The following is a 21419-nucleotide window of genomic DNA, read 5'->3' on the forward strand; positions in this document are numbered from 1 at the left end:
CTCGCTACGCGGGATTGTGTCGGCCGTTGGTTCTCACCGAATGAAAAGGTTTGCCTCGCTTATATTTACACGGGGCCGCTAGGCCAGCACGTCGACGTCGTAGCCTGCCGCACGGAGTGCTACGAGCAGTTCCTCGATGTGATCGTGCCCGCGCGTTTCGATGTCGATCTCGACGTCGGCCTCGTTCATCGCGACGTCCCGGGACGTCCGGTCGTGCTGGATCGCGTAGATGTTCGCCCGCTGATCGGCGATGATCTCGACGAGGTCCTGCAGCGCGCCGGGACGGTCGCGCAGCACGGTCCGGATCTTCAGGTAGCGCCCCGTCTCGACGAGCCCGCGCACGAGAACGGTCGTCAACTGATTCGTGTCGATGTTGCCCCCGCAGAGCGCCGGGACGATCGTCTCGCCGTCCTCGTAGTCGAACGCCTCGAACAGCAGTGCCGCGAGCGGGACGGCCCCCGCCCCCTCGACGAGCGTCTTCTCGCGCTCAAGCAGATACGTCAGAGCGACGGCGATCTCCTCGTCGGAGACGGTGACGACCTCGTCGACGCGCTCTTGGATGACCTCGAAGGGGCGCTCGCCGACCTTCCGGGTGGCGATCCCGTCGGCAATCGTGTTCACCGCGTCGAGTTCGCGGATCTCGCCGGCCTGGAGTGATTGCGGGAGCGACGCCGCGCCCTCGGCCTGGACACCGATCACTCGCGCATCCGGATTCCGGCCCTTCACCGCGGTCGCGATGCCGGAGATGAGCCCGCCGCCGCCGATGGGGACGACGACAGTGTCGACCTCGGGGCAGTCGTCGACGATCTCCAGCCCGATCGTCCCCTGTCCCGCCATCACCACCTCGTCGTTGAACGCGTGGACGTACGTTCGGCCCTCCTCGCGTTCGATCTCGTGGGCTTTCGCCTGCGCTTCGTCGTAGTCCGCCCCGTAGAGCACCGTCTGCCCGCCGTAGCGCTCGGTCGCTTCGACCTTCGAGATCGGCGCGTGCTCCGGCATCACGATCTTCGAGTCGACGCCCGAGCGACTGGCGGCGAGCGCGACCCCCTGGGCGTGGTTCCCCGCGCTCGCCGTGACGACGCCCGCCTCGCGCTCGGCCGCCGAGAGCGTCGCGATCCGGTTCGTCGCCCCACGGATCTTGAACGCGCCGGTTCGCTGGAACGTTTCGAGCTTCAGGTGTACGTCCGCACCGGTCATATCCGAGAACGTGTGCGAGTACTCCAGCGGCGTCCACCGGGCGATGTCTTCGATCCGGTCGCGCGCGGCCTCGACGTCAGCGAGAGAGAGCATATGGACGACCGTTCCCCGGCGGCGGGCCTAATACTGTCGACTGTACGGCTGTCTCTGTCGCCCGCACGCGTCCTGGCCGGGCCTCTACGATCGAGAGGGGCCCGCCTCACGGGTGAAACTGCCACCGACGGACGGCGCTGTCGCTCAGGGGCGTTGAAGGGGAAAGGGGGAATGCACGCGTGTGACGTGCAATTGTCTATGCACCCGCGAGGTACATAAATATCCCCCACGCACGGTGAAAGTGAAATCGGCCGACAGCGGAGCCCTCCCGGCCGCTGTCTGACGGTTGTCTGTCACACGTCTGCCGGGAGTTGCCCGCAGTCGGCCGATTCGTCCCGGTCTCGTTGTCCCCAGAGCGGACCTGCAGAGCCTTCCTGTGCCGGGACGGTCGCGTGGCTCTGGTGGGTCGTGAGAGCGTCGTCGAAGAAGCGTAACGGCTGTGTGTGCTACGTTACCGCTCGTCGATAGCCGGGAAGTCGAGGTCTTTCGGCCCGACGTAGCGCGCTCGCGGACGGATCAAGCGGTTGTTTTCGTACTGTTCGAGGACGTGGGCGATCCAGCCGGCGACGCGGGACATCGCGAAGATGGGCGTGTAGATGTCGATCGGGATGCCCATCTGGTAGTACGTCGACGCCGAGTAGAAGTCGACGTTGGGCGCGAGGCCCTTCTCCTCGGTGATGTAGTCCTCGATGGCGACAGAGCAGTCGTACCACTTCGTGTCGCCCGCGGCTTCCGCGAGCGCCTTCGACTTCTCGCCGAGGATCTTCGCGCGCGGATCCTTGACGTCGTAGACGCGGTGGCCGAACCCGGGGATCCGCCGTCCCTCGTCGAGGGCGTTTTCGACCCACGTCGTCGGGTCGACGTCGCTCTCGTCGACCTCTTTGAGCATCCGCATCACGTTGGCGTTCGCACCGCCGTGAAGCGATCCGGCGAGGGTCCCGATGGCCGAGGTGACGGCGCTGTGGAGATCAGACAGCGTCGAGGCGGTCACGAGCGCCGAGAACGTCGAGGCGTTCAGGCCGTGGTCGGCGTGGAGGACGAGCGCCATATCGAACGTCTCTGCGAGCACCTCGTCGGGCTCTTCGCCGTTGAGCATATAGAGGAAGTTCGCGGCGTGGCTGAGGTCTTCGCGCGGCTCGAGCGCGTCGTCGCCGTTCCGGAACCGCTCGAAGGCGGCGAGTGCGGTCGGAATCTTGGCCGTGATGCGACACGCCATCCGGAGGTTCGCTTCGAGATCCGTCACGTCCTCGTGGTCGGCGTCCTCGTCGTACGCCGACAGCGACGAGACGATGGTACGGAGCGCCGCCATCGGCACCTCGTCGGCCTCCGCCAGTTTCCGGATCTCCGAGAGCACCTCGTCGTTCAGCGATCTTGTCCCGGCCATCCACGACTCGAAATCGGCGAGTTCCTCGGCGGTCGGAAGTTCGCCGTGCCACAACAGATAGACGACTTCTTCGTAGGACGCTTCACGGGCCAGGGACTCGATCGGGTACCCGCGGTAGACCAGTTTTCCGGCGTCACCGTCGATGTAACTAAGCTCTGATTCGGCGACGAGGACGCCTTCCAGCCCGCGCTTCAGGTCGTCTGACATACCTATGCGGTTCCCTTCCACGTGAAAAAAGCGTTATCGTTTCCGGGTGTCAGTGACATTCATCCCAGCCCTGGGTCGACCACCAAGTGTTTTTGCGACCCGCGGCGAACGGCGGGGTATGGATCCACAGGACGTCGAGTACGAGCCGGTCAGCGTCAAGGAGGTGCTCGCGGAGATGAAAGACACCGCAGAGCTCCTCATCGATCTCTCGTACTCTGCCGTCCTCAACGGGAGCGACGAGATCGCCCGTGAGGTCCTCGAACTCGAAGGCCGGATGGACATCCTCCAGCTTCAGGGTCGGATGAGCCTCCTGATGTCCGCCCGCAGCCCCGAGGACGCCGAACAGCTCGCGCCGGTACTCGGAGTGATGGGGGCCGCAGAGAAGATCTCGAACGCTGCCGGCGACATCGCGAAAATCGTCATCGAAGACATCGGGATGCCGGACGCAATCCGCACGGCCCTCCCAGAGGCCGTCGAGGTGCTGGTCCGTGCGACTGTCGCGCCCGATTCGTCCTACGTCGGGCGGACGCTCCGCGACATCAATATGGAGACCGAGATGGGCGTCCGCGTCATCGCGATCCGTCGGGAGTCGGTGACGGGCAAGCGCCGCTGGCTGATGAACCCCGGCCCCGACAGCGAACTCCAGGCCGACGACTCGCTCCTGCTTCGCGGCCCGCTCGACGGCATCTCGGGGGTGTTCGAGGACGTGACCGGCGATGCCTACGAACCCCCGGAGGCAGTCGAACCGCCGATCGAGGACCTCGAACGCGCGGTCGACTCGATCATCCTGATGAAGGATATGAGCGAACTCGCAGTCGATCTGGCTTACGGCGCGGTGCTGTTCGACAGCGAGGGCGTCGCCGAGGAAGTCCACGAACTGGAGGCCGAAGTCGACGCGCTGAAGTCGCGCTTCGAGGCCTGGACGCTCCGCGCGGCGAGTCGCGTCGAAGATCCCGTCCGACTCCGCGGGCTCGTCCACCTGGCGTCGGCGACGGAGGTCATCTCCGATGCGGCCTTAGAGATCAGCGAGGGAGTCCTCCGCGGTATCGACGCTCATCCGGTCGTCGCTGCCGCCGTCGAGGAGTCCGACGAGGTGATCGTTCGCCTCACGGTCGCCACCGACGCGCCGCTCGCGGGCACCACTCTCGGCGAGGAGATGGTCAAGACGCAGACCGGGATGCGCGTCATCGCCGTCCGCCGCGCGAGCGGCGGCGAGTGGGTCGTCCAGCCCGGCCCGACGACCGAACTCCGCGGCGGCGACGTCATCATCGCGAAGGGGACGCGGGCGGGGGCCGAACGGCTCGGCGAACTCGTCGGCGACGAACAGGAGTTCGAGATCTAGCTCTCTTTTCGGCCGCAGTCTACAGCCGCCGCGTCAGCCGCACGGCCTCGACGACGGTCAGCGCCGACGCGACGAGCAGCGCGGTCGACGTCGCGAGGACGAACGCGAGCACTAGAAACCAGCCCTCGGGACCCAAGACGGGATACTCGCGCGTGCCTGCGAACGGCCCGAACAGTTCGAGTACGCGGGCGAGGTACGCGACGACCGCGAGCGCGACGCCGACGCCGGCGCCGACCGCGGCGTTCCGTGGGACGTGCAACGCTCGGACCAGCCTCGATTGCGGCGGCCGGTCTGGAACCTCATCGCTCACGTCCTGTCCTTTCGGTGGCGTCGACAAAGCGTCGTCGGTCCCGTGGCATCTCCGGCGAATACTGCCACTCCCTTTCGGTACCGGAACAGCGAGAACGGCCAGTAGACGGCGACGAGCGGCGGAGACCGAACCCCTAAAGGCGGGTGCCTCCGAGTGTCAGATAATGACGACACTCGGAACGGCGAGTGCGGGTCCCGGCGAGATGGACACGGGCCGTCTCGAAGTCGGCGAAGCCCGCGACGGCTCCTCCGTCGGACTCCCCTGTGCGGTCATCAACGGCGCGTCCGACGGCAAGACTCTCTATATGCAGGCGGCCTCGGACGGCGACGAACTGAACGGCGTCGGCGTGATCAACCGGGTCGTCCCCCAACTCGACCCCGCGGAACTGTCCGGGACGATCCTCGTCGTCGGCATCGTCAACTACCACGCGTTCCAGGTCGCAGAGCACCGGAACCCGATCGACGACACGAAGATGAACCGGGCGTACCCCGGCGACGAGAACGGCACGTCCTCCGAGCGGATCGCAGCCGCGACGTTCGACGCCGCCACCCGCGCGGACCTGATTCTCGACCTGCATCAGGGCTCGACCTCGCGGATGATCGACGAGGTTCGCGTCCGCTGTGGCCGCCGGCACCGTCTTCACGACGAGTGTCTCCAACTCGCGAAGACCTTCGGCTGCGGGTACGTCCTCGATCAGAAAGGTCCGGAGGGGCAACTCGCCCGCGCCGGCCCCGACCAGGGGATCCCGACGATCGACCCCGAACTCGGCGGCTGCGTCGGCTGGGACGAGACCAGCATCGAGGCGGGCGTCGAGGGCGTCTTCAACGTCCTCCACGACTACGGCTTCCTCGATGGATCGGTGACTCCCGAGCCACAGACGCGTGCGAAGGGGTTCGACCAGTTCGGCTCGCCGACCGGCGGCCTCGTGCGCTTCCAGGTCGACCTCGGCGAGCGCGTCTCCGCGGGCGACCTCCTCTTCGAGGTGACGGACGTCTTCGGCGAACTGAAGGCTCGCGTGACCGCGAACAACGACGGGGTCTTCTGGCGCACCCGTCGGCTCCCGCAGGTCGCGACCGGCGAGTACGTCTGCTCTGTCGGCACCAACGTCGACGCGTACTGAACGTATGTCTTCCCCGCTCACGCTCCACTGCTCCGGGTGCGACCGGACCTACGACGCGTGGACCTGGCGGTGTGACTGCGGCGCGCCACTGGAGTTCGCGTCGACTCCGACGCCCGCGGATCGCGAGCCACCGACCTCGTGGGCGGACACTTGCGCCGGACTGTGGTCGTTCGACGACTTCCTCCCGGTCGACCCGCACGTCTCGCTCGGCGAAGGCCTGACGCCGCTCGTCGGCGCCCCCGACTGGGACGCCCAGTTCAAACTCGAATACGTCTTTCCGACCGGCTCGTTCAAGGATCGCGGCGCCACGGTGACGCTGTCGGTCGCCGCGGAACTCGGTGTCGAGCGCGTCGTCGAGGACTCCTCGGGGAACGCCGGTGCGGCGATCGCGACGTACGCCGCCCGCGCGGGCATCGACGCCGACATCTACGTCCCGTCGTCGGTGAAGCCCGCCAAGCGCCGCGCGATCGAACGCGCTGGCGCGACGCCCGTCCCGATCGACGGGAGTCGCGAGGACGTGACCGCCGCCTGCGTCGACGCCGTCGAGTCCGGCGACGCGTGGTACGCCTCACACGCGTGGAACCCGGCGTTCTTCGCGGGGACGGCCACGTTCGCCTACGAGGTGTGCGCCCAGCGCGAGTGGACCGCGCCGGACGCCGTCGTGACGCCGCTCGGCCACGGCACGCTCTTTTTGGGCGCGTACCGCGGCTTTCGTGCCCTCCGCGAGGCCGGCTGGATCGACGAGCTGCCGCGGCTCCTCGGCGCACAGGCGGCGGGCTATGCGCCCATCGCCGCCGAACTCCACGGCGAGGACGCTGCCGCCGGCTCCAACGACGTCGCGGACGGGATTCAGATCTGCGACCCTGTCAGAAAGACGCAGATTCTCGATTGCATCGACGCCACCGACGGCGACGCCATCGCGGTCCCGGCGGCGGCGGTCGAACGCGAGCGCGACGCCTTACACCGACACGGCTTCTACGTCGAGCCCACCTGCGCGGTCGCGCCCGCCGCACTCGCCGCCTACCGCGAGCGCGGCGTCGTCGCTCCCGACGACGACGTGGTCGTCCCGCTCACCGGCAGCGGGCTGAAAACGCAGTAGCGTTCGAAAAAGCGACCCGGCCCGGCTCGACCGACGCCGACGCTATCGACGACGACGCAACTGTTCGTCCCAGTCGATCCAGTCCTGTTCCCAGCCGGTCTTCGCGAAGTAGCCGTCCGCGCTCGCCCGTTCGGCGTCCTCTCTCATCGTCCGATTCCGTGCCGGGGCGCTGCCCTGTTCCCCGTCGACGAGCAGCGGCTTGAACGCTACCGGCCCGTGGCGCTCGATCACGTCGCCCGAGGCGTCCACGGCGGCGAGCGTCTGCTCGGGACCGCCGAGCGGGAGGACGAGCCGTCCGTCGGGAGCGAGCTGGTCGACGAGTCGCTTCGGCGGGTCGATCGCGGCCGCCTCGACCAGAATCCGGTCGAAGGGAGCGTACTCAGGGAGGCCGTTGGCTCCGTCGCGGGCGTCGACGAGGACGCCGCCGTAGCCCGCCGAATCGAGGTTCGAGCGCGCGGCGTAGACGAGCCGTCGGTCGATGTCGACGGCGTGGACGCGCGTCTCGTCGAGGATCTCCGCGAGCAAGGCCGCGGTGTAGCCGACGCCCGCGCCGACGACGAGGACGTCGCCAGTTCGGTCGCGTTCGCCCTCGGTCTCCCGACGTGTCCCCGCTGTGGGCTCAGCCGCGGCTGCGCTCTCTGGAGCGTCGACGTCGAGCGCCGTCAGGAGCCGCGCGACGATCTCCGGTGAGAGTGTGCCGGCCGCGTCGCCGCTTCGATCGTCGTACGGTGCGTCGTCGACAAACTCCTGACGGGGCACCGTCCGCATCGCGAGAGAGACGGCCGCATCGACCGTCAGCCGCTCTTCGAGGCCGTCGACCATATCCCCGCGCAGTTCCCCGGGATCCATACGTCGCTCTCGGAGGTGCGCACTAATCAACTGCACGCTCCGCCCGCCGCGGCGAAGTCGCTCGACGAGGGATGGCGCGTGTGTCCGTCGCCCCCGGATACACGCTACCGCTGTTTCTATAGTAGCGTTTGCAACTGATTACACAGCCAATCGCACGACTGCGTGCGATTCGGTGCGTGAAGACGTGCAAACGCTACTATAGCGGGCCGAATCGTTTCCTCTCACGGGCCGAGCAGCCGCTCGACGGCGCTCGTGAGGTCGACGACGGCGAGGCTCATCCCCGTGACGACCACGAGCGCGACAGCGGCCAGGTAACCGAGGAAGCCGACGGTCGCGAACGTCCACTCCGGGAAGAGCACTCCCCCGAAGACGATCGGCACGGCGGCTGTACCCGCGACTACGAGGAGGGCGTGGGCGGCAATTCGTGTCACTTCGGAATTGTGTTTTTCCCGATGATAACGTAAGCGTATCGGTGACTCAAATCTGCATCGTTCAAAACAGGAATACGGGCTGCAATCTGCCGCCCTGAGTTCCCGAAAACGTCGCTGTATCGCTACCAGGCCGACCAGGCGGACGTCGTCTTGTCGGTGCCGTAGAGCCGCTTGACGTCTTTCGCGTAGACCATATCGCCCTCGTGGTCGAGTTTTCCGTGGCGGTACTCGGGGGCGTCCTGACGAACCTGAATCGCCTTCACGTCGAACTCCTCGTCGCCGAAGGATTCGGTCTCGCCGACGACGAACTCGTGGTCGCCCGGAAGCTGTAACTCGAAACTTCGGGTCGACTCGCGGTCGCCGGTCCCCTCTTTGGGGTTGACGGTCACTTTGACGGTGACGTTGTCGACCGCGCGGGTCCAGATGGTGTCGACGTCCTCGATCGTCGCCTCCTCGGTGCGCTGTTCGGGGCCGACCTCGATGCCGGTGATCCGAACGAGCATAATGGCCTCCTCGCTGTCGACGATGAACTCCTCGCCGACGGCGATGGTCTCTTCGGGCGGCGCGTCGACGCTCGTCGAGAACGACTCGCCGTCCTGGGAGACGACGACGTCGCGCTCGATTTCGGTCTCCGTCTCGATGCGGACCTTGTGGACGTGACCGCACTCCGTGCAGCGGACGGTGTGGTGACCGCTGCCTTCTTTCAGTACCTCGTGGACCGTCGGCTCAGCGGGCGAACAGGAGGGACATTCGACCGCGATGCGGTCCTGTGGCGTGCTCATACGGCTCCGTAACCCGTCTGGCCGTAAAAGTCCGCCCTTCCGCGGGGCAGCGTGCGAGTCGCTGGCTCACGAGGGTTTCGTGCTGCGCTGGTGCCCTCCTCGCCGTCTGTCGAGGCAGCCCCACCTGCTCTCCGTTCTCGCGGCTTACTGCTCGACGTTCGAGAGGTCGACGACGTCCCCGCTCGCTCACCGAGGAAGCTCCACTTCCTCGCCGTCCGCCCGCACGGTCGGCTCTCGCACGATCCCGTCGAGATGCAGCGGTGCGTCCGTGTCGCCGCCAATTCCGGCGTCGTCGCCGATCGCGATGTGGATCGTCCCGGCCGCCTTCTCGTCGAGGAGGACGGAGCCGACGAGGTCGGTCACCCCGACGTTGGTCCCGATGCCGAGTTCCGCGAGGTTGTACGCGTCGCGGCCGACCTCCTCGGCGGCTTCCTCGACCTGCGATCGGATCTCGTCGTCCGAAATCTCGGTGACGTAGCCGTCTTCGACCTCGAACCGGAGTTCCTGCCCGTCGTCGAGGAGGCCGTGCGGTCGCATCGTCCCGTCGACGACGTAGGTGCCGTCGGCGTTCGTCGGCGAGACGAACACTTCGCCAGCGGGGAGATTCGAGAAGCCGCCGGCGTCGTGGACGATACCCGTGTCGGTGTTCCACTCCCTGTCGCCAGTCTCGAAGGTGATGTCCGTGCCCGCCGGCGCGGTCACGCGAATCTCGTCTGCGTCTGCGACCTGCGCGAGCACGTCGCGGCAGTGCTGGGCGATGGTCTCGTAGTCGGCGTCGAGACCCGTGACGAACACGTCTTCGGTGATTCCGGGGAGGGTCGCGCCGCGCGCGCCGGCCTCGCAGGCGTCGCCGCGAGCGCGCGTGTGGCTGATGCTTTTCGTCGTCGGCGCGAGGAAGACGTCGGCCGCAGCCATCGCGGCGGCCACCGTCGCGGGCGGTTCCTCGCCGTGTTGGTCGCCCGGCGGATACTGGAGGATCGTCGTATCCTCCGAGACCGCGCACGCGGCCTCATAGAGCGCTTCGCCGATCGGCCGGCGTTTGTCGTCGGTGACGACGACGCACGATTCGGACGCTTCGAGGGCCATACACTGCTCGACTGCCGTCCTCGCGGCAGTCACGAGTCCGTCGTTCGACATACTACTCGGTGAGACCCCCGCGGAGTTAGGCGTTCGCATCGGGCCGGTTCCCGGGGCTAGCCCCGCAGACGAAGACGCGTGTGAACGCGTTTCAGGACCTGGCGCGTTCGTTACTCGCCTTCGGGAAAATCGCCCGCGTTACTCGCCGAGGAGTTAATTTCTGGTCGTTATGCTCCGAAATAACTATGCGTGTGCTCCCCGGATTCTCGAATGATGATACGAGTGGGTGTCAACGGTTACGGAACGATCGGTAAGCGCGTCGCCGACGCCGTCGCGGCCCAGCCAGATATGGAAGTCGCCGGCGTCGCCAAGACGCAGCCCAACTTCGAGGCCCACACCGCCGTCGAGCGCGGCTACCCGATGTACGCCGCCATCCCCGAGCGCGCCCCGCTCTTCGGGGACGCCGGCATCGAGACCGCGGGCATCGTCGACGAGTTGGTCGCCGACGCCGACGTGATGGTCGACGCCACGCCGTCGGGCATCGGCGCCGAGAACAAGTCGCTGTACGCTTCCTACGACACGCCGGCGATCTTCCAGGGCGGCGAGGACGCGGACGTCGCCGACGTGAGCTTCAACGCCCGGTCGAACTACGACGACGCCCGCGGCGCCGACTCCGTCCGCGTCGTCTCCTGTAACACGACCGGGATCTCGCGGCTCGTCGCACCGCTGGAGGAGGCCTACGGCGTCGAGAAGGTTCGCGCGACGCTCGTTCGCCGTGGCGGCGACCCAGGCCAGAACTCCCGGGGTCCGATCAACGACATCCTTCCGGACCCGATCGGCATCCCGTCGCACCACGGCCCCGACGTCAAGACGATCTTCCCCGATCTCGAAATCGACACGATGGGGCTGAAGGTCCCGGCGACGCTGATGCACGTCCACGCGCTCAACGTCACGCTCGAATCCGACGTCACGGCCGCCCACGTCCGCCAACTGCTGGAGGGCGAATCCCGCGTCTACGTCATTCCGGAGGGCCTCGGTCTCGACGGGGCTGGAAAGCTCAAGGACTTCGCGCTCGACGCCGGCCGACCCCGCGGCGACCTCTGGGAGAACTGCCTGTGGGGTGAGTCGATCGCGACCGAGGGTCGTGACCTCTATCTCTTCCAGGCGATCCACCAGGAGTCCGACGTCGTCCCCGAGAACGTCGACGCGATCCGCGCCGTGACCGAGTCCGCGGACGCCGACGAGAGCATCGAGCGCACGAACCGGACGCTCGGCGTCGGTCTCTCGGGTGATCCCGCGGGTTTTAGCGAGTCCGGCCAGGTCGAAGCCGAGGCCGCCGACGACTGACCCCCCGAGGCGACACACCGCTCGTTCGACACGTCACCGACCGTTCCGCCGCCCACGTTTATCCGTTCTCACCGAGTGGTCGCGTCCGTGACCGACGACGCCCACAGAACCGACTCAGCGGCCGCCGACGCCGGTTCAGACGCGCCGCCGGACGACGAGATGGACCGTCTCCTCGCAGAGTTCGACGCGCTCGAAGCAACCGTCGACTCTCCGGCGGAGCGAGAACGCGTCCGAACTGCCCGCCGCGCCGCCGTGTCGGCCGCACGGAACGCTGGCGTCTTCGGCCGGGTCGTCCGCGGGTTCGACCGCGGCGACCTCGCGGAGGCGTTTCTGGGATGTGTCCTGTTCGGTATCCCGATGTTCGTCGAGGGTGGCACGAACGAAGTGGGCCGATTCCTCGCCGCGCATCCGCCCCTGCTCGTTGGAACGCTCCTCGCCGGAGTCGGACTCGTCATCGGCATCCTCTACGTCGCCGACATTCAGGACGTCCGCGTGCAGGAACCGTTCTTCGGAGTCCTCCCCCGGCGACTCGTGGGCGTCCTCGGCGTCTCGTTTCTCACCGCGGTGGTCGTGATGACCGGGTGGGGACGCGTCGAGTGGGGAACGCCGCTCTTGGCGCTCGCGGACGTCGCCGTCGCGTTCGTACCGATGAGCATCGGCGCAGCGCTCGGCGACATCCTCCCGGCGACGTGACTGCGTCGGGACCGACGAAAATCGCTACTCCTCCGGTAGAATCTCGTGGAACGTCACCTCGCGCGTCTCGGTATCGAGCGTACCGACGTGATAGACGTCGTCAGCGCCGGGGAACGGCAGTCCGCCCGGATTGACGTGAACCGTGCCATCGCGTTCCTCGTGCGTCCGTTCGTGGGTGTGCCCGCGGACGACGTAGTCGTAGTCGCCGCACGCGAGGAGCGCGTCCACGAGCCGTTCGCTCGTGCCGTGATAGACGGCGAGGTCGACGCCGTCGAACGTCAGCGCGGCGCTCTCGCCGTGGTACGTTCCGAACGCTTCGATCGTCTCCGCGAGCGCCCACTCGCCGTCGTTGTTGCCGCGGACGGCGTGGAAGGCGAAGTCGGCGTCGAAGACGGCGGCGGTGAACGGCGCGACGACGTCGCCGCAGTGGATCACCGCGTCGACGCCCTCGCTCTCGAACGTTTCGACGGCGGCGCGTGCCAGATCGAGGTTGTCGTGGGTGTCAGAACAGAGTCCGACGCGCATCGGTATCCGATTCGACGCACGCCTGCTTCAGCGCTTCGACGGGGGCGTCGCTCGCGATTCGGTCATCGCTCGCGACGTTACTGCTCTTTCAGCGCCTCGACGCCCGCAAGCGGCTGGCCGGTCAGCGCGCGGATGTACGCGCCGCCGGCGATCGAGACGTGGTCGAAGTCGGCTTCGTCCATCCCGTACATCCCGATCGCGCGGGAGGTGTCGCCGCCGCCGACGACGGAGAAACAGTCGGTCTCGGCGATAGCTTCGAGTACGGTCACAGTGCCGACTGAGAAGCGCTCGTCCTCGAAGACGCCCAGTGCGCCCTTCACGAAGACGGCCTCGGAGTCGCGGACGACATCCGCGTACCCCTCGGCGGTGTCGGTGCCGACGTCGAGGAACGAGACGTCTTTCTCCTCGATCTCGTCGACGTCGACCTCCGCGCGCTCGCCCTCGGCCTCGTAGGCCAGGTCGGTCGCCAGCGTGATCTGCTCGCCGCGCTCTGCGAGCATCTCCTCGACGAGTTCGTGGTTCTGCTCCCACTGGGTGTCGTAGAGATCCTGTTCGGGATCGAGATCGAAGCCGACCGGGTGGCCCGCGGCGCGGAGGAACAGCTCGCCCGCGATGCCGCCGAGCAGGAAGTCGTCGACCTTCTCGCCGAGGTTGTTCATCACGTCGATGACGTCCGTCGCCTTCGTGCCGCCGACGGCCATCGTCACCTGCCCGTCGAACTCCTTTTCGGCGATGGCGGTGTTGGCCTCGTACTCGGTCTGCATCACGCGCCCGGCGTAGGCGGGCAGGACCTGCGGGAAGCCGACGAGCGAGGCGTGCGAGCGGTGCGCCGCCGAGTACGCGTCGTTCACGTACGCGTCGAAGTGCGGCGCGAGCGACTGGACGAACTCGGTCTCGGCTTTGACCTCGGGGTCCTCCTCAGGGAGTTCGTCGTCGCACATCCGCGTGTTCTCTAAGAGGAGAATCTCGCCGGGTTCGAGCGCCTCGATAGCGTCGATAGCATCGTCGCCGTAGGTGTCGGCGACGAAGCCGACGTCGCGGCCGACGTGCGAGGCGAGGATGTCGGCGTGGCCGGCCAGCGAAACGAAGTCGTCGCGGCCGGGTCGCCCCTGGTGCGCCAGCAGGACGACGCGGTGCCCCGCGTCCGCGAGCTCTCGCACCGTCTCGGCGTGGCGCTCGAAGCGGCGGTTGTCCTGCGGCTCGCCGTCTTCGATGGGAGAGTTCAGATCGAGGCGGACGAGCACGCGCTGGTCGGATTCGAGGTCGTCGAGCGTTTTGAACGTGGCTGTGGGGGTGGACATCGCTCTCTGTCCCGTGTGCTCGGAATGGTGTTACTTAGTCGTGTTCGGATGCGAGTCCGGTGTGTGGTCTGTTACCACGACAGTAGAAAAACCGTCTGCCGATCAGCCGTGCGTGACGTAGTGGGCCACGTCGAGCATCCGGTTGGAGAAGCCGTACTCGTTGTCGTACCACGTCAGGATCTTGTAGAGGCCGCCGCCGTTGACCTGGTTCGTCGACTGGAGGTCGACCGTCGAGGAAAAGGGCAGACCCTGGATGTCCGAGGAGACGACCTCGTCGTCGGTGTACCCAAGGACGCCTGCCAGCGGCCCGGAGTCGGCGGCGTCGCGGAAGGCGTCGTTGAGTTCCTCGACGGAGGGTGTCGCCTCGAGGGAGACGACCAGTTCGGTGATCGAGCCGTTCGGGACCGGCACGCGGATCGCCATCCCGTCGAGTTTGCCTTCGAGTTGGGGCAGAATCTCGGTCGTCGCCTGCGCCGCCCCGGTCGAGGTGGGGACGATGTTCTCGGCGGCGGCGCGGCCGCGGCGCGTCTTCGACATCGGGCCGTCGACGAGGTTCTGGCTGCCGGTGTAGGCGTGGACGGTCGTCAGGAGACCGCTCTCGATGCCGAACTCCTCGTCGAGCACTTTCGCGACGGGGCTGACGGAGTTCGTCGTACAGGAGGCGTTCGAGACGACGTCCTCGCCGTCGTACTCGTGGTGGTTGACGCCGTACACGAGTTGCTTGACCGGCTTGTCGCCCTTCGGCGGCGCGGAGATGATGACCTTATCCGCGCCGGCCTCTAGATGCGCGGCGGCGTCGTCTTTCGTCCGGAAGATGCCGGTACACTCCAGCGTGACGTCGACGTCGAGTTCACCCCACGGCAGTTCGGTCGGATTCTGGACGTTGTACAGCGGGACCGACGTGTCGCCGACGACGAGCGAGTCGCCGTCGAGCGCGACGTCGTCGAGGCGGCCCATCACCGTGTCGTACTTCGCGAGATACGCCATATCCTCGAAATCCATTACGTCGTTGATGCCGACGAGTTCGACTCGCGGGTCGTCTCGGACGGCCCGGAGTACGTTGCGACCGATCCGACCGAAGCCGTTCAGCGCGACTCGAACGGCGTCGCCGTCGTCCACGTCTGCGTCCATATCCGATTGTTCACTCATATCCGAGTTTACTATTCCGTCCTACTTGAATCCCGGTGTCATCGAGTTTGCGGCTAAGACGGGCACCAGAACGGGTCTCGGCGTCTCGTACGACCGTTTCGTGGGTCGGTCTTACTGGCGAACAGTGGGTGGTTTCGTCGTTCGTACTCACTGCGGATCAAAAACGTTCAGAAATCTACGTCTCATTCTTCCCGGGGGCAGGTACTGCTTTCGTCTGCCCGTGCCGCTCCCGATTCTCTCATCTGTGTCTCACTTTGCGGCGGAGCGTTTCGGGAAACCACCGCACGGCCTGCCTAGACTCTGTCGTCCGGCCGATCCCGCCGGGGGGAGAAGGCTTTTCATCGAAACCGACCTAGCAGGGGGTGATGAGAGACGACCGCGACGACCCGTTCGACGACTTCTTCGAGGGGATCGAACGGATGATGGACGAAATGACCGGCAACGATGCCACCGGGTTCGCTTCCGAGACCCACGTCGACATCTACGACGAGGGCGAGGAGCTTCGACTCGTCGCCGACCTCCCGGGCGTCACGAAGGACGCCATCGAACTGAAGTGCGACGGCGAAGTGCTCACGATCTCCGCTGCCGGCGACCGTCGCGAGTACGACGAACGCATCCGCCTGCCGACTCGCGTCGACGAACACAGCGCGAGCGCGTCGTTCAACAACGGTATCCTCCAGGTCACGCTGCAGAAGGTCGACGACTCGGCCTCGATCGACCTCGACTGAGGGCGCTTTCGCCACGCCGCTGAACGCTGCTCGGCCGTACTCCCACTGGACTCTTTCGGAACCACTTACGCGAGCGACGTGACCGCTCTGGATACTGACACCGCAGGTACGTCCTCGACTCGACCCGAACCGATCACTCGCCCGCTGTCCGCCGGATCAGCGCTGCGAGTCGGTCCCAGAAGCTGTCCGCGTACTTTTCGTCGTCGATGGTCGGCCGCGCGTTCGTCTCCGAGACGACAGCCCGGCCGTCCGAGACTAGCACGTCGACGCCGAGGTAGTCGATGTCGAGTTCGGCGGCGACGTCGGCGGCGAGCGATCGGAGGTCGTCAGGAACGTCGACCGCTGTCGCCGTCGCCCCGCGGTGGACGTTGTGCTTCCAGCGCCCGGCGTCGCGCGCGTCGTCCGAAAGTTTGCGTTCGACGCCCCCGACGACGGTCCCGTCGACGACCATTATGCGGTAATCGCGCGCGTTCGGCAGGTACTCCTGCAGGAGATAGGACTGATCGCCCGTCGCGCGGTAGTCGTGGACGAGATTCAGGTAGTCGACGATGCCCAAAAGGGAGTCGAGATCGGTGGCTTTCGCGACGCCGACGCCCCGGGTCGCGGAGTTCGGCTTGACGACGATGGGAAAGTCGATGTCGGCGACGGCCGCGGCGACGTCCTCGTCGCTGACGGGATTCGAGACGAGGCGCGTCTCCGGGACGGACACGCCAGCACGGGAGAGCGCGGCGATCACGCCCGCTTTGTTCCGCGAGGTGACGACCGCGTCCCGGTCGTTCACCCACGGAATCGCGTGGCGCCCGTCCACGACGCCGCCCTCCATCAGCCGACTGGGATACACGAACCCGACGTCGAAGTGACGGGTCGGTGGCGTCGTGAGATCGACGACCCGCTCTTTCGCCTGCAGGTGCTCGACGGCGATGTCGCGGGCGGCCAGCGGGTCGTGCATCCGCTCGAACGTCTCCGAGGACGTCGTCACGGCGAGTCGAAGCATCGACTACTGCGTGGAAGCGACAGCGCAAAAAGCGGCCGGTTCGCGGTGCGAAGTCGTCGCGGCGTGGCGCTCGGGTCCCAGCGTGCCCGGCGGCTCTAGGAGACCAGGAGCTTCTCGCCCTTCTCGACGTCGACGCGGCACGGCGGCGACATCTTGTTGTACGCGCGGCGGAGCGCGTCCTTCGCAACCTCGGCGTCCTCGGGGTTGCAGTAGATGGTGAAGACGCGCTCGTTGCGCTGGATGCGCGCGGCGGTGCCGACGGGCTTGCCGAAGGCCTGACGCATTCCGTCTGAGACACGGTCCGCACCCGCCCCGGTCGCCTGCTTGTTCTCACGCAGGACCTGGTGGGGGAACTTCCGGAGGACCATCTTGTAGTTCTCCTGTCCGACCTCTTTGAGCATCACGCGGTTCGCCGACAGGCGCGCGGATTCGAGCGAGCCGTGGCGAATCTGACACTCCTCTTCGATGCGGAGGCTGATCTGGATCGGGTAGTCCTCGGGACCGGTCTGGAGGTTACCCATATTGTGCTGTGCGATCTTCGAGCCGGGAATGCCCGTGATGTACTCTCGCCGCGTGTAGGACGGCTTCGACAGTTCCCGGTACATGGAGGCGGGTTTGTCGGACATAGTTACTTGTGCGGAACGACGCCCAGACGACCTAAAAGCGCTTCGAACTGTTCGCCGCCGATCCCGTGGTCACTGGGTCTGCACGCGGGGACTCCTTGGCCCCTATGCGCCGTCGACGGTGCCGCTCTCGCTGTCGTCGCTCTCGCTGTCGTCGCCCCCACTGCCGCCGCTCCGATTGCTATCACTCCCACTGCCGTCGCCATCTTCTCCGACCGGGTCCAGCGCGACGAACCCCAGGCCCCGCTCTTCGAGGAGTGCGGCCGCCCGGTCGGTCACGGAGGGGGCAACCAGGATGCCGCGCACGTATTCGCCGGGGAACTCCTCGTCGAGTGCGTCTACGTATCGCTGCAGTTGGCTCGCTGCTGAGGGACCGACGCGCCGCCGTTTCAACTCCACGACGACCGGCCGGTCGTCGGCGTCGGCACCGAAGACGTCCACCGGCCCCGCTGTCGTCTCGCGCTCGGTGGCGACCGGAACGAATCCCGGTTCGATCAACGCGGGATCGTCGAGAATCCGCTGTCGGAGGTCCTCTTCGCTCCCGGTCAACGTCAGATCGCTCCGATCGGTCACTTCGTACGCCGAGACCTGTTCGATCCGCTCGAAATCGACGTCGAGGCGCTCCTCGGGAGCGGAGCGTTCGCTCCGGATTCTGAGCCGGCCCTCACGGACGCTCACCCGATGAGTACAGCCCGGCGGTTGCCAGTTCACCGGCTTGCGCTTCTCGTCGGTGTGCACGAGGATCGTGCCGTCGGGCTTGCAGATAATGAGTCGATCGCCGGGGCCGAGGCTGGACGACGCTCGCCCGTCGTACTCGACGGTACATCGGCCGAACACGGTCACCAGCCGCCCGCCGCCGAACGCCGTCTCTAAGAGTCCGAGCGCGTCGCGGTGCGTCGGGCGGTGCAGCGTCGTGACCGACATCTCCATCCCGTTTCGGCTCTGTGAATAAAAACCGCGCGTCCCCGCTGTCACCGACCCCGGCGCGCGCCATCTCGCGCGGTCCTGATACTGTCGGACAGAAGCTCGTGAAGTATGTTGGCACCCACGGGGCGCAGATACTTTTCACATAGTTCTGTCCGACAGTATGACCGTCCGGACGGTCGCACGCGTCGTGACGCCCGTTACTGCGCCGACGACGTTCACGACGGCGTCAGCCGTACTCCCCGCCCGCGCAGCCACCGGGATCTGCAGGACCTCAACACCAAAGCCGACAGCCGCTGCGACGCCGACCGCGACGAGTGCAGTGCGGACAGCGTTCGAGTCGGCCGAGCCGGAGTCGAACCACACCCCCACGAGCCACGCGAGGACACCGTAGGCGACGAGGTGTGCGACGGTGTAGACGTCCATCCCGACTGCCGCCGTGGTCCCGATGTCCTGCGCTGGGGCCCCGCCGGCGGCCGGGCCGAGTATCGCTGCCGGGTCGACGACCGACGCGAGCACGACGATGAGTGTCCACGCGGCAGCGACGCTCCCCGCTCTGCGTCGGGATCGAGAGGGGTGGTCGCGCCCGCGGTCGTCGGCGTCGGTCATCGATTCGGGGTGCGTCCGCGAGCAGCCATCAGCGGAGTTCGCTCAGCATCCCATCGAGCATCGCCTTCCCGGATCTGAGCAGCGACGACTTGGTGAGCTCTTCGACCTCCGAGCGGGTGAGTTTGAAGTCGAAGAGTTCGAGGTTCTCGCGGAGGTGGGCTTCGCCGGAGGCTTTCGGAATCACGACGACGTCGCGGTGCTGGATGGCCCACCGGAGAACGATCTGGGCGGGCGTCTTGTCGTACGCTTCGGCGAGCCGCTGGACGTCATCGTCTCCGAGTGCAGTGCCGCGGGCGAGCGGGCTGTAACCGGTGAGGAATATCTCTTCTCGCTGGCAGTAGCCGAGCATTCGCCGCTGGGGCTTGTAAGGGTGAAACTGGACCTGATTCGTTACGATCGGCGTCTCCGCAGCCTCGCGTGCGCGCTCCAAGAAGACCTTCGGGAAGTTACTGACGCCGATGTTGTAGACGAGCCCTTGCTCGACGAGCCGATCCATCGCACGCATCGTCTCACCCACCGAGACGAGCGGATTCGGCCAGTGCAACAAAAGCAGATCGACGTAGGGCGTGTCCAGTCGTTCCAGGCTCTCTTTCGTCGATCGGATTACGCCGTCGTAGCCGGCGTTTCGCGGCGAGACCTTCGTGGTCAGAAACAGGTCCTCGCGATCGACGTCGGCGTCGGCGATCGCGCGGCCCACCTCCGTCTCGTTGTCGTACAACTGCGCGGTGTCGATGTGCCGGTAGCCCACATCAAGCGCGGTTGACACCGTCTCGTAGCACTCCTCGCCCGTGAGCTGCCACGTCCCGAGTCCCACCTTCGGGACGCGCGCGCCGTACGCCTCGACGTACTCCATCTCGACCATACGCCTGCTTTGACCGCCGTCGCCGAGAACGTGTCGGCTATTGTGGGGGTCGGAACCGATCGGCTCCCGATCTCATCGTGGGCTCGGAGACGGCGTCGCAACTCTGGGATCGCGGTGCCGAAAGAAGGATTTTTCAGAGAACTGCCGCAACCGAACCGGAATCAGCTGCCCGCTCGACCGCCAGCCTCCGTCCGCTACGTATGTGGTACGTCGACTTCTTACAGACGCTCGACGTTCTTCGCGCGCGGGCCCTTGTCGGCCTGCTCGATCTCGAACTCGAGTTCCTGACCCTCTTCGAGGTCCGGGCCGCCGATGTCTTCCATGTGGAAGAAGACGTCCTCGTCCGCGTCCTCGGTGGAAATGAAGCCGTAACCGCCTGTGTCGTTGAAGAAGTCGACAGTGCCGTTTGCCATTGCGACCGTACCGAATCCCCGCCGATGTATAACTGTTGTGCGACTCGTGGTACCACGCCGTGTGACCGAGAGCCTCCAGAACTGGACTCGCGGCCGCCCGGTGTTGCTGGCTCTCGTCTCTGTCTATAGTAGCATTTGCACGTCTTCACGCACCCGATTGCCCGACAGCGTGTGATCGGGTGCGCAATCAGTTGCAAAGCTACTATAGTGGTCCGTCGTCCTCGCCCCCCGGACAAGTCCGGAAAAAATCGCAGCCCTCAGCACGTGTGATAATGATTACTCTCGTCTCTTACCGCCGACCATCGCCACCGAGAGTGGCGCTCGGCGGTACACAGTGAGAGTAATCACTATGAGTCCTCGGAGCACCGACGCCCGATGTCGGGATCGATGACTGTTAAGTAGTGTCGTTTGGAGGGTACGATATGGTCGATCCGATCTCGGCGACGCTCGGTGCGTTGACGCTTGGTGTCAACGCCGCGAGTGCCTACCACCAGCGAAAGTCCATCGTGCCAGACGGGGGCGTCGACGAAATCGGCGGGGTCAAGGAGTTCTGGAGCGCCCATCGCCGAGACACGCTCGACACTGGGTCGTACGTCACAGTCGAGGGGACGCTGTCTCTGTACGCCCCGATGATTTTCGGGGATCCACGACTCATCAAGCAGCGACACTTCGAGTTCAGAGACGCCCTCTCGACAGACGCACCGACCAGTATCGACGCGCTCGTCAGCATCAGTTCCGGGCAACCGGTCGTTCGACTGGAGCCGATGGAGGGCGTCTACTACGCGGGGCTGTACGAGGGGATCGGCCGAAATTCGATCCCCGTCTTCGTCGACGAAGGCCGCTTCGATTCGTGGCGCGCAGAGCGGACGAACGCCCGCAATCAGGTGTGGGACGTCGCGTTGACTGGCCAACTCGACGACCTGCCGACCGAGTGGGACGACTTCTTCTCTATCTTCGGACTCGACCAGGAAGCGCCCGAGTACGCCATCTACGTACAGGACGACGCCACCTCGAACATCGAACACCGGGGCGAAACGAGCTTTTTCGAGGCCGACGTGTGGGCCGCCTACGAACACGGCGGCGATCGTGGGTGGATGACGCGGTGCCCCGACTTTGCCGACCGGACCGAGGTGAGGCAGGCGATCGACGCGATCATCGACAATCTCGAAGCAGTCGAGGGAACGGTCGAACTGATTTCACAGTACGACCTCGTCGATCGACCACTCGGAACGAGCCCGGGTATCGATCAGACGTCGACGCACGTCCAGGAGATGTCGAACAGACGCGTCCGCGAGGACTACATCGACGAGGTATCCGCGCTCATCGACAGCTACACCTAGTCGTTCTCGGCTCTCCAGCC

The 21419-nt window shown here is 66.2% G+C and carries 23 protein-coding genes; 7 read left to right on the forward strand and 16 right to left on the reverse strand.

Annotated elements, in window-relative coordinates; genetic code table 11:
* Positions 1-78: 78 nt before the first annotated feature.
* Together ilvA and citZ are read right to left on the reverse strand one after the other, a co-directional pair.
* The gene (gene ilvA / locus NO347_RS00560; protein ID WP_256287796.1) at positions 79-1290 is read right to left on the reverse strand and encodes a threonine ammonia-lyase; all 1212 of its coding nucleotides are present in this window, start codon (positions 1288-1290) and stop codon (positions 79-81) included.
* 451 nt (positions 1291-1741) lie between these two features.
* Complete coding sequence (gene citZ, locus NO347_RS00565; RefSeq protein WP_256287797.1) at positions 1742-2881, reverse strand: citrate synthase; 1140 nt, start codon at positions 2879-2881, stop codon at positions 1742-1744.
* A gap of 118 nt (positions 2882-2999) precedes the next feature.
* Here citZ and NO347_RS00570 point away from each other — a divergent pair, with 118 nt between their 5' ends.
* Positions 3000-4223 carry a potassium channel family protein gene (locus NO347_RS00570; RefSeq protein ID WP_256287798.1) on the forward strand — a complete coding sequence of 408 codons (1224 nt, stop codon included), beginning with the start codon at positions 3000-3002 and terminating at the stop codon, positions 4221-4223.
* A 19-nt stretch (positions 4224-4242) separates the two neighbouring features.
* On the opposite strand, the gene NO347_RS00575 is transcribed toward NO347_RS00570, so the two are convergent.
* Positions 4243-4533, reverse strand: coding sequence for a DUF7536 family protein (locus tag NO347_RS00575; RefSeq protein ID WP_256287799.1), 291 nt, complete (start codon positions 4531-4533; stop codon positions 4243-4245).
* Positions 4534-4696: 163 nt separating this feature from the next.
* Here NO347_RS00575 and NO347_RS00580 point away from each other — a divergent pair, with 163 nt between their 5' ends.
* Together NO347_RS00580 and NO347_RS00585 are read left to right on the forward strand one after the other, a co-directional pair.
* Complete coding sequence (locus tag NO347_RS00580) at positions 4697-5653, forward strand: succinylglutamate desuccinylase/aspartoacylase family protein (RefSeq protein ID WP_256287800.1); 957 nt, start codon at positions 4697-4699, stop codon at positions 5651-5653.
* A 4-nt stretch (positions 5654-5657) separates the two neighbouring features.
* Entirely contained in the window at positions 5658-6752 is a 1095-nt protein-coding gene (locus NO347_RS00585) for a pyridoxal-phosphate dependent enzyme (RefSeq protein ID WP_256287801.1), read from the forward strand.
* Between the two features lie 42 nt (positions 6753-6794).
* Here the strand turns inward: NO347_RS00585 and NO347_RS00590 are convergent, their stop codons facing one another.
* From NO347_RS00590 to NO347_RS00605, 4 genes are all read right to left on the reverse strand, one after another.
* Positions 6795-7601, reverse strand: a complete 807-nt coding sequence (locus tag NO347_RS00590; protein WP_256287802.1) for a protein-L-isoaspartate O-methyltransferase family protein — start codon at positions 7599-7601, stop codon at positions 6795-6797.
* Positions 7602-7822: 221 nt separating this feature from the next.
* A complete protein-coding gene (locus tag NO347_RS00595) occupies positions 7823-8032 on the reverse strand; it encodes a hypothetical protein (protein ID WP_256287803.1) in 210 nt (69 codons plus the stop codon).
* Between the two features lie 122 nt (positions 8033-8154).
* The gene (locus NO347_RS00600; RefSeq protein WP_256287804.1) at positions 8155-8814 is read right to left on the reverse strand and encodes an HVO_0476 family zinc finger protein; all 660 of its coding nucleotides are present in this window, start codon (positions 8812-8814) and stop codon (positions 8155-8157) included.
* A 186-nt stretch (positions 8815-9000) separates the two neighbouring features.
* A complete protein-coding gene (locus tag NO347_RS00605; RefSeq protein WP_256287805.1) occupies positions 9001-9951 on the reverse strand; it encodes an aminopeptidase in 951 nt (316 codons plus the stop codon).
* A gap of 213 nt (positions 9952-10164) precedes the next feature.
* On the opposite strand from NO347_RS00605, the gene NO347_RS00610 reads away from it, so the two are divergent.
* Both NO347_RS00610 and NO347_RS00615 read left to right on the forward strand, forming a co-directional pair.
* Positions 10165-11238 carry a type II glyceraldehyde-3-phosphate dehydrogenase gene (locus NO347_RS00610; RefSeq protein WP_121569196.1) on the forward strand — a complete coding sequence of 358 codons (1074 nt, stop codon included), beginning with the start codon at positions 10165-10167 and terminating at the stop codon, positions 11236-11238.
* A 159-nt stretch (positions 11239-11397) separates the two neighbouring features.
* Positions 11398-11931, forward strand: a complete 534-nt coding sequence (locus NO347_RS00615; protein WP_305148735.1) for a DUF2391 family protein — start codon at positions 11398-11400, stop codon at positions 11929-11931.
* A 24-nt stretch (positions 11932-11955) separates the two neighbouring features.
* On the opposite strand, the gene NO347_RS00620 is transcribed toward NO347_RS00615, so the two are convergent.
* The 3 genes from NO347_RS00620 to gap all read right to left on the reverse strand — a co-directional run bounded on the left by NO347_RS00620 (position 11956) and on the right by gap (position 14906).
* Positions 11956-12456: a metallophosphoesterase gene (locus NO347_RS00620; RefSeq protein WP_256287807.1), complete on the reverse strand. Its 501-nt coding sequence runs from the start codon at positions 12454-12456 to the stop codon at positions 11956-11958.
* 77 nt (positions 12457-12533) lie between these two features.
* The gene (locus NO347_RS00625) at positions 12534-13757 is read right to left on the reverse strand and encodes a phosphoglycerate kinase (RefSeq protein ID WP_256287808.1); all 1224 of its coding nucleotides are present in this window, start codon (positions 13755-13757) and stop codon (positions 12534-12536) included.
* A 102-nt stretch (positions 13758-13859) separates the two neighbouring features.
* On the reverse strand, positions 13860-14906 hold the full coding sequence (gap, locus tag NO347_RS00630) for a type I glyceraldehyde-3-phosphate dehydrogenase (RefSeq protein WP_256287809.1): 1047 nt from the start codon (positions 14904-14906) through the stop codon (positions 13860-13862).
* A gap of 362 nt (positions 14907-15268) precedes the next feature.
* Between gap and NO347_RS00635 the strand changes: the two genes are divergently transcribed.
* Positions 15269-15634, forward strand: coding sequence for an Hsp20/alpha crystallin family protein (locus NO347_RS00635; RefSeq protein ID WP_121568935.1), 366 nt, complete (start codon positions 15269-15271; stop codon positions 15632-15634).
* A 133-nt stretch (positions 15635-15767) separates the two neighbouring features.
* On the opposite strand, the gene NO347_RS00640 is transcribed toward NO347_RS00635, so the two are convergent.
* From NO347_RS00640 to NO347_RS00665, 6 genes are all read right to left on the reverse strand, one after another.
* Positions 15768-16628 carry an ATP-grasp domain-containing protein gene (locus NO347_RS00640; RefSeq protein WP_256287810.1) on the reverse strand — a complete coding sequence of 287 codons (861 nt, stop codon included), beginning with the start codon at positions 16626-16628 and terminating at the stop codon, positions 15768-15770.
* Between the two features lie 95 nt (positions 16629-16723).
* The gene (locus NO347_RS00645; protein ID WP_256287811.1) at positions 16724-17254 is read right to left on the reverse strand and encodes a 50S ribosomal protein L16; all 531 of its coding nucleotides are present in this window, start codon (positions 17252-17254) and stop codon (positions 16724-16726) included.
* 102 nt (positions 17255-17356) lie between these two features.
* Positions 17357-18175, reverse strand: coding sequence for an endonuclease NucS (gene nucS, locus NO347_RS00650; protein WP_256287812.1), 819 nt, complete (start codon positions 18173-18175; stop codon positions 17357-17359).
* Between the two features lie 141 nt (positions 18176-18316).
* Entirely contained in the window at positions 18317-18784 is a 468-nt protein-coding gene (locus NO347_RS00655; RefSeq protein ID WP_256287813.1) for a VanZ family protein, read from the reverse strand.
* 28 nt (positions 18785-18812) lie between these two features.
* Positions 18813-19637 carry an aldo/keto reductase gene (locus tag NO347_RS00660; protein WP_425492339.1) on the reverse strand — a complete coding sequence of 275 codons (825 nt, stop codon included), beginning with the start codon at positions 19635-19637 and terminating at the stop codon, positions 18813-18815.
* Between the two features lie 227 nt (positions 19638-19864).
* Positions 19865-20059: a cold-shock protein gene (locus tag NO347_RS00665; protein WP_121568930.1), complete on the reverse strand. Its 195-nt coding sequence runs from the start codon at positions 20057-20059 to the stop codon at positions 19865-19867.
* A 422-nt stretch (positions 20060-20481) separates the two neighbouring features.
* On the opposite strand from NO347_RS00665, the gene NO347_RS00670 reads away from it, so the two are divergent.
* Positions 20482-21399, forward strand: a complete 918-nt coding sequence (locus tag NO347_RS00670; protein WP_256287815.1) for a hypothetical protein — start codon at positions 20482-20484, stop codon at positions 21397-21399.
* The last annotated feature ends 20 nt before the right edge of the window (positions 21400-21419 follow it).

The organism is Halobellus inordinatus (genome assembly GCF_024464655.1).
In the GTDB taxonomy this organism is placed as follows: Archaea; Halobacteriota; Halobacteria; order Halobacteriales; family Haloferacaceae; genus Haloquadratum; species Haloquadratum inordinatus.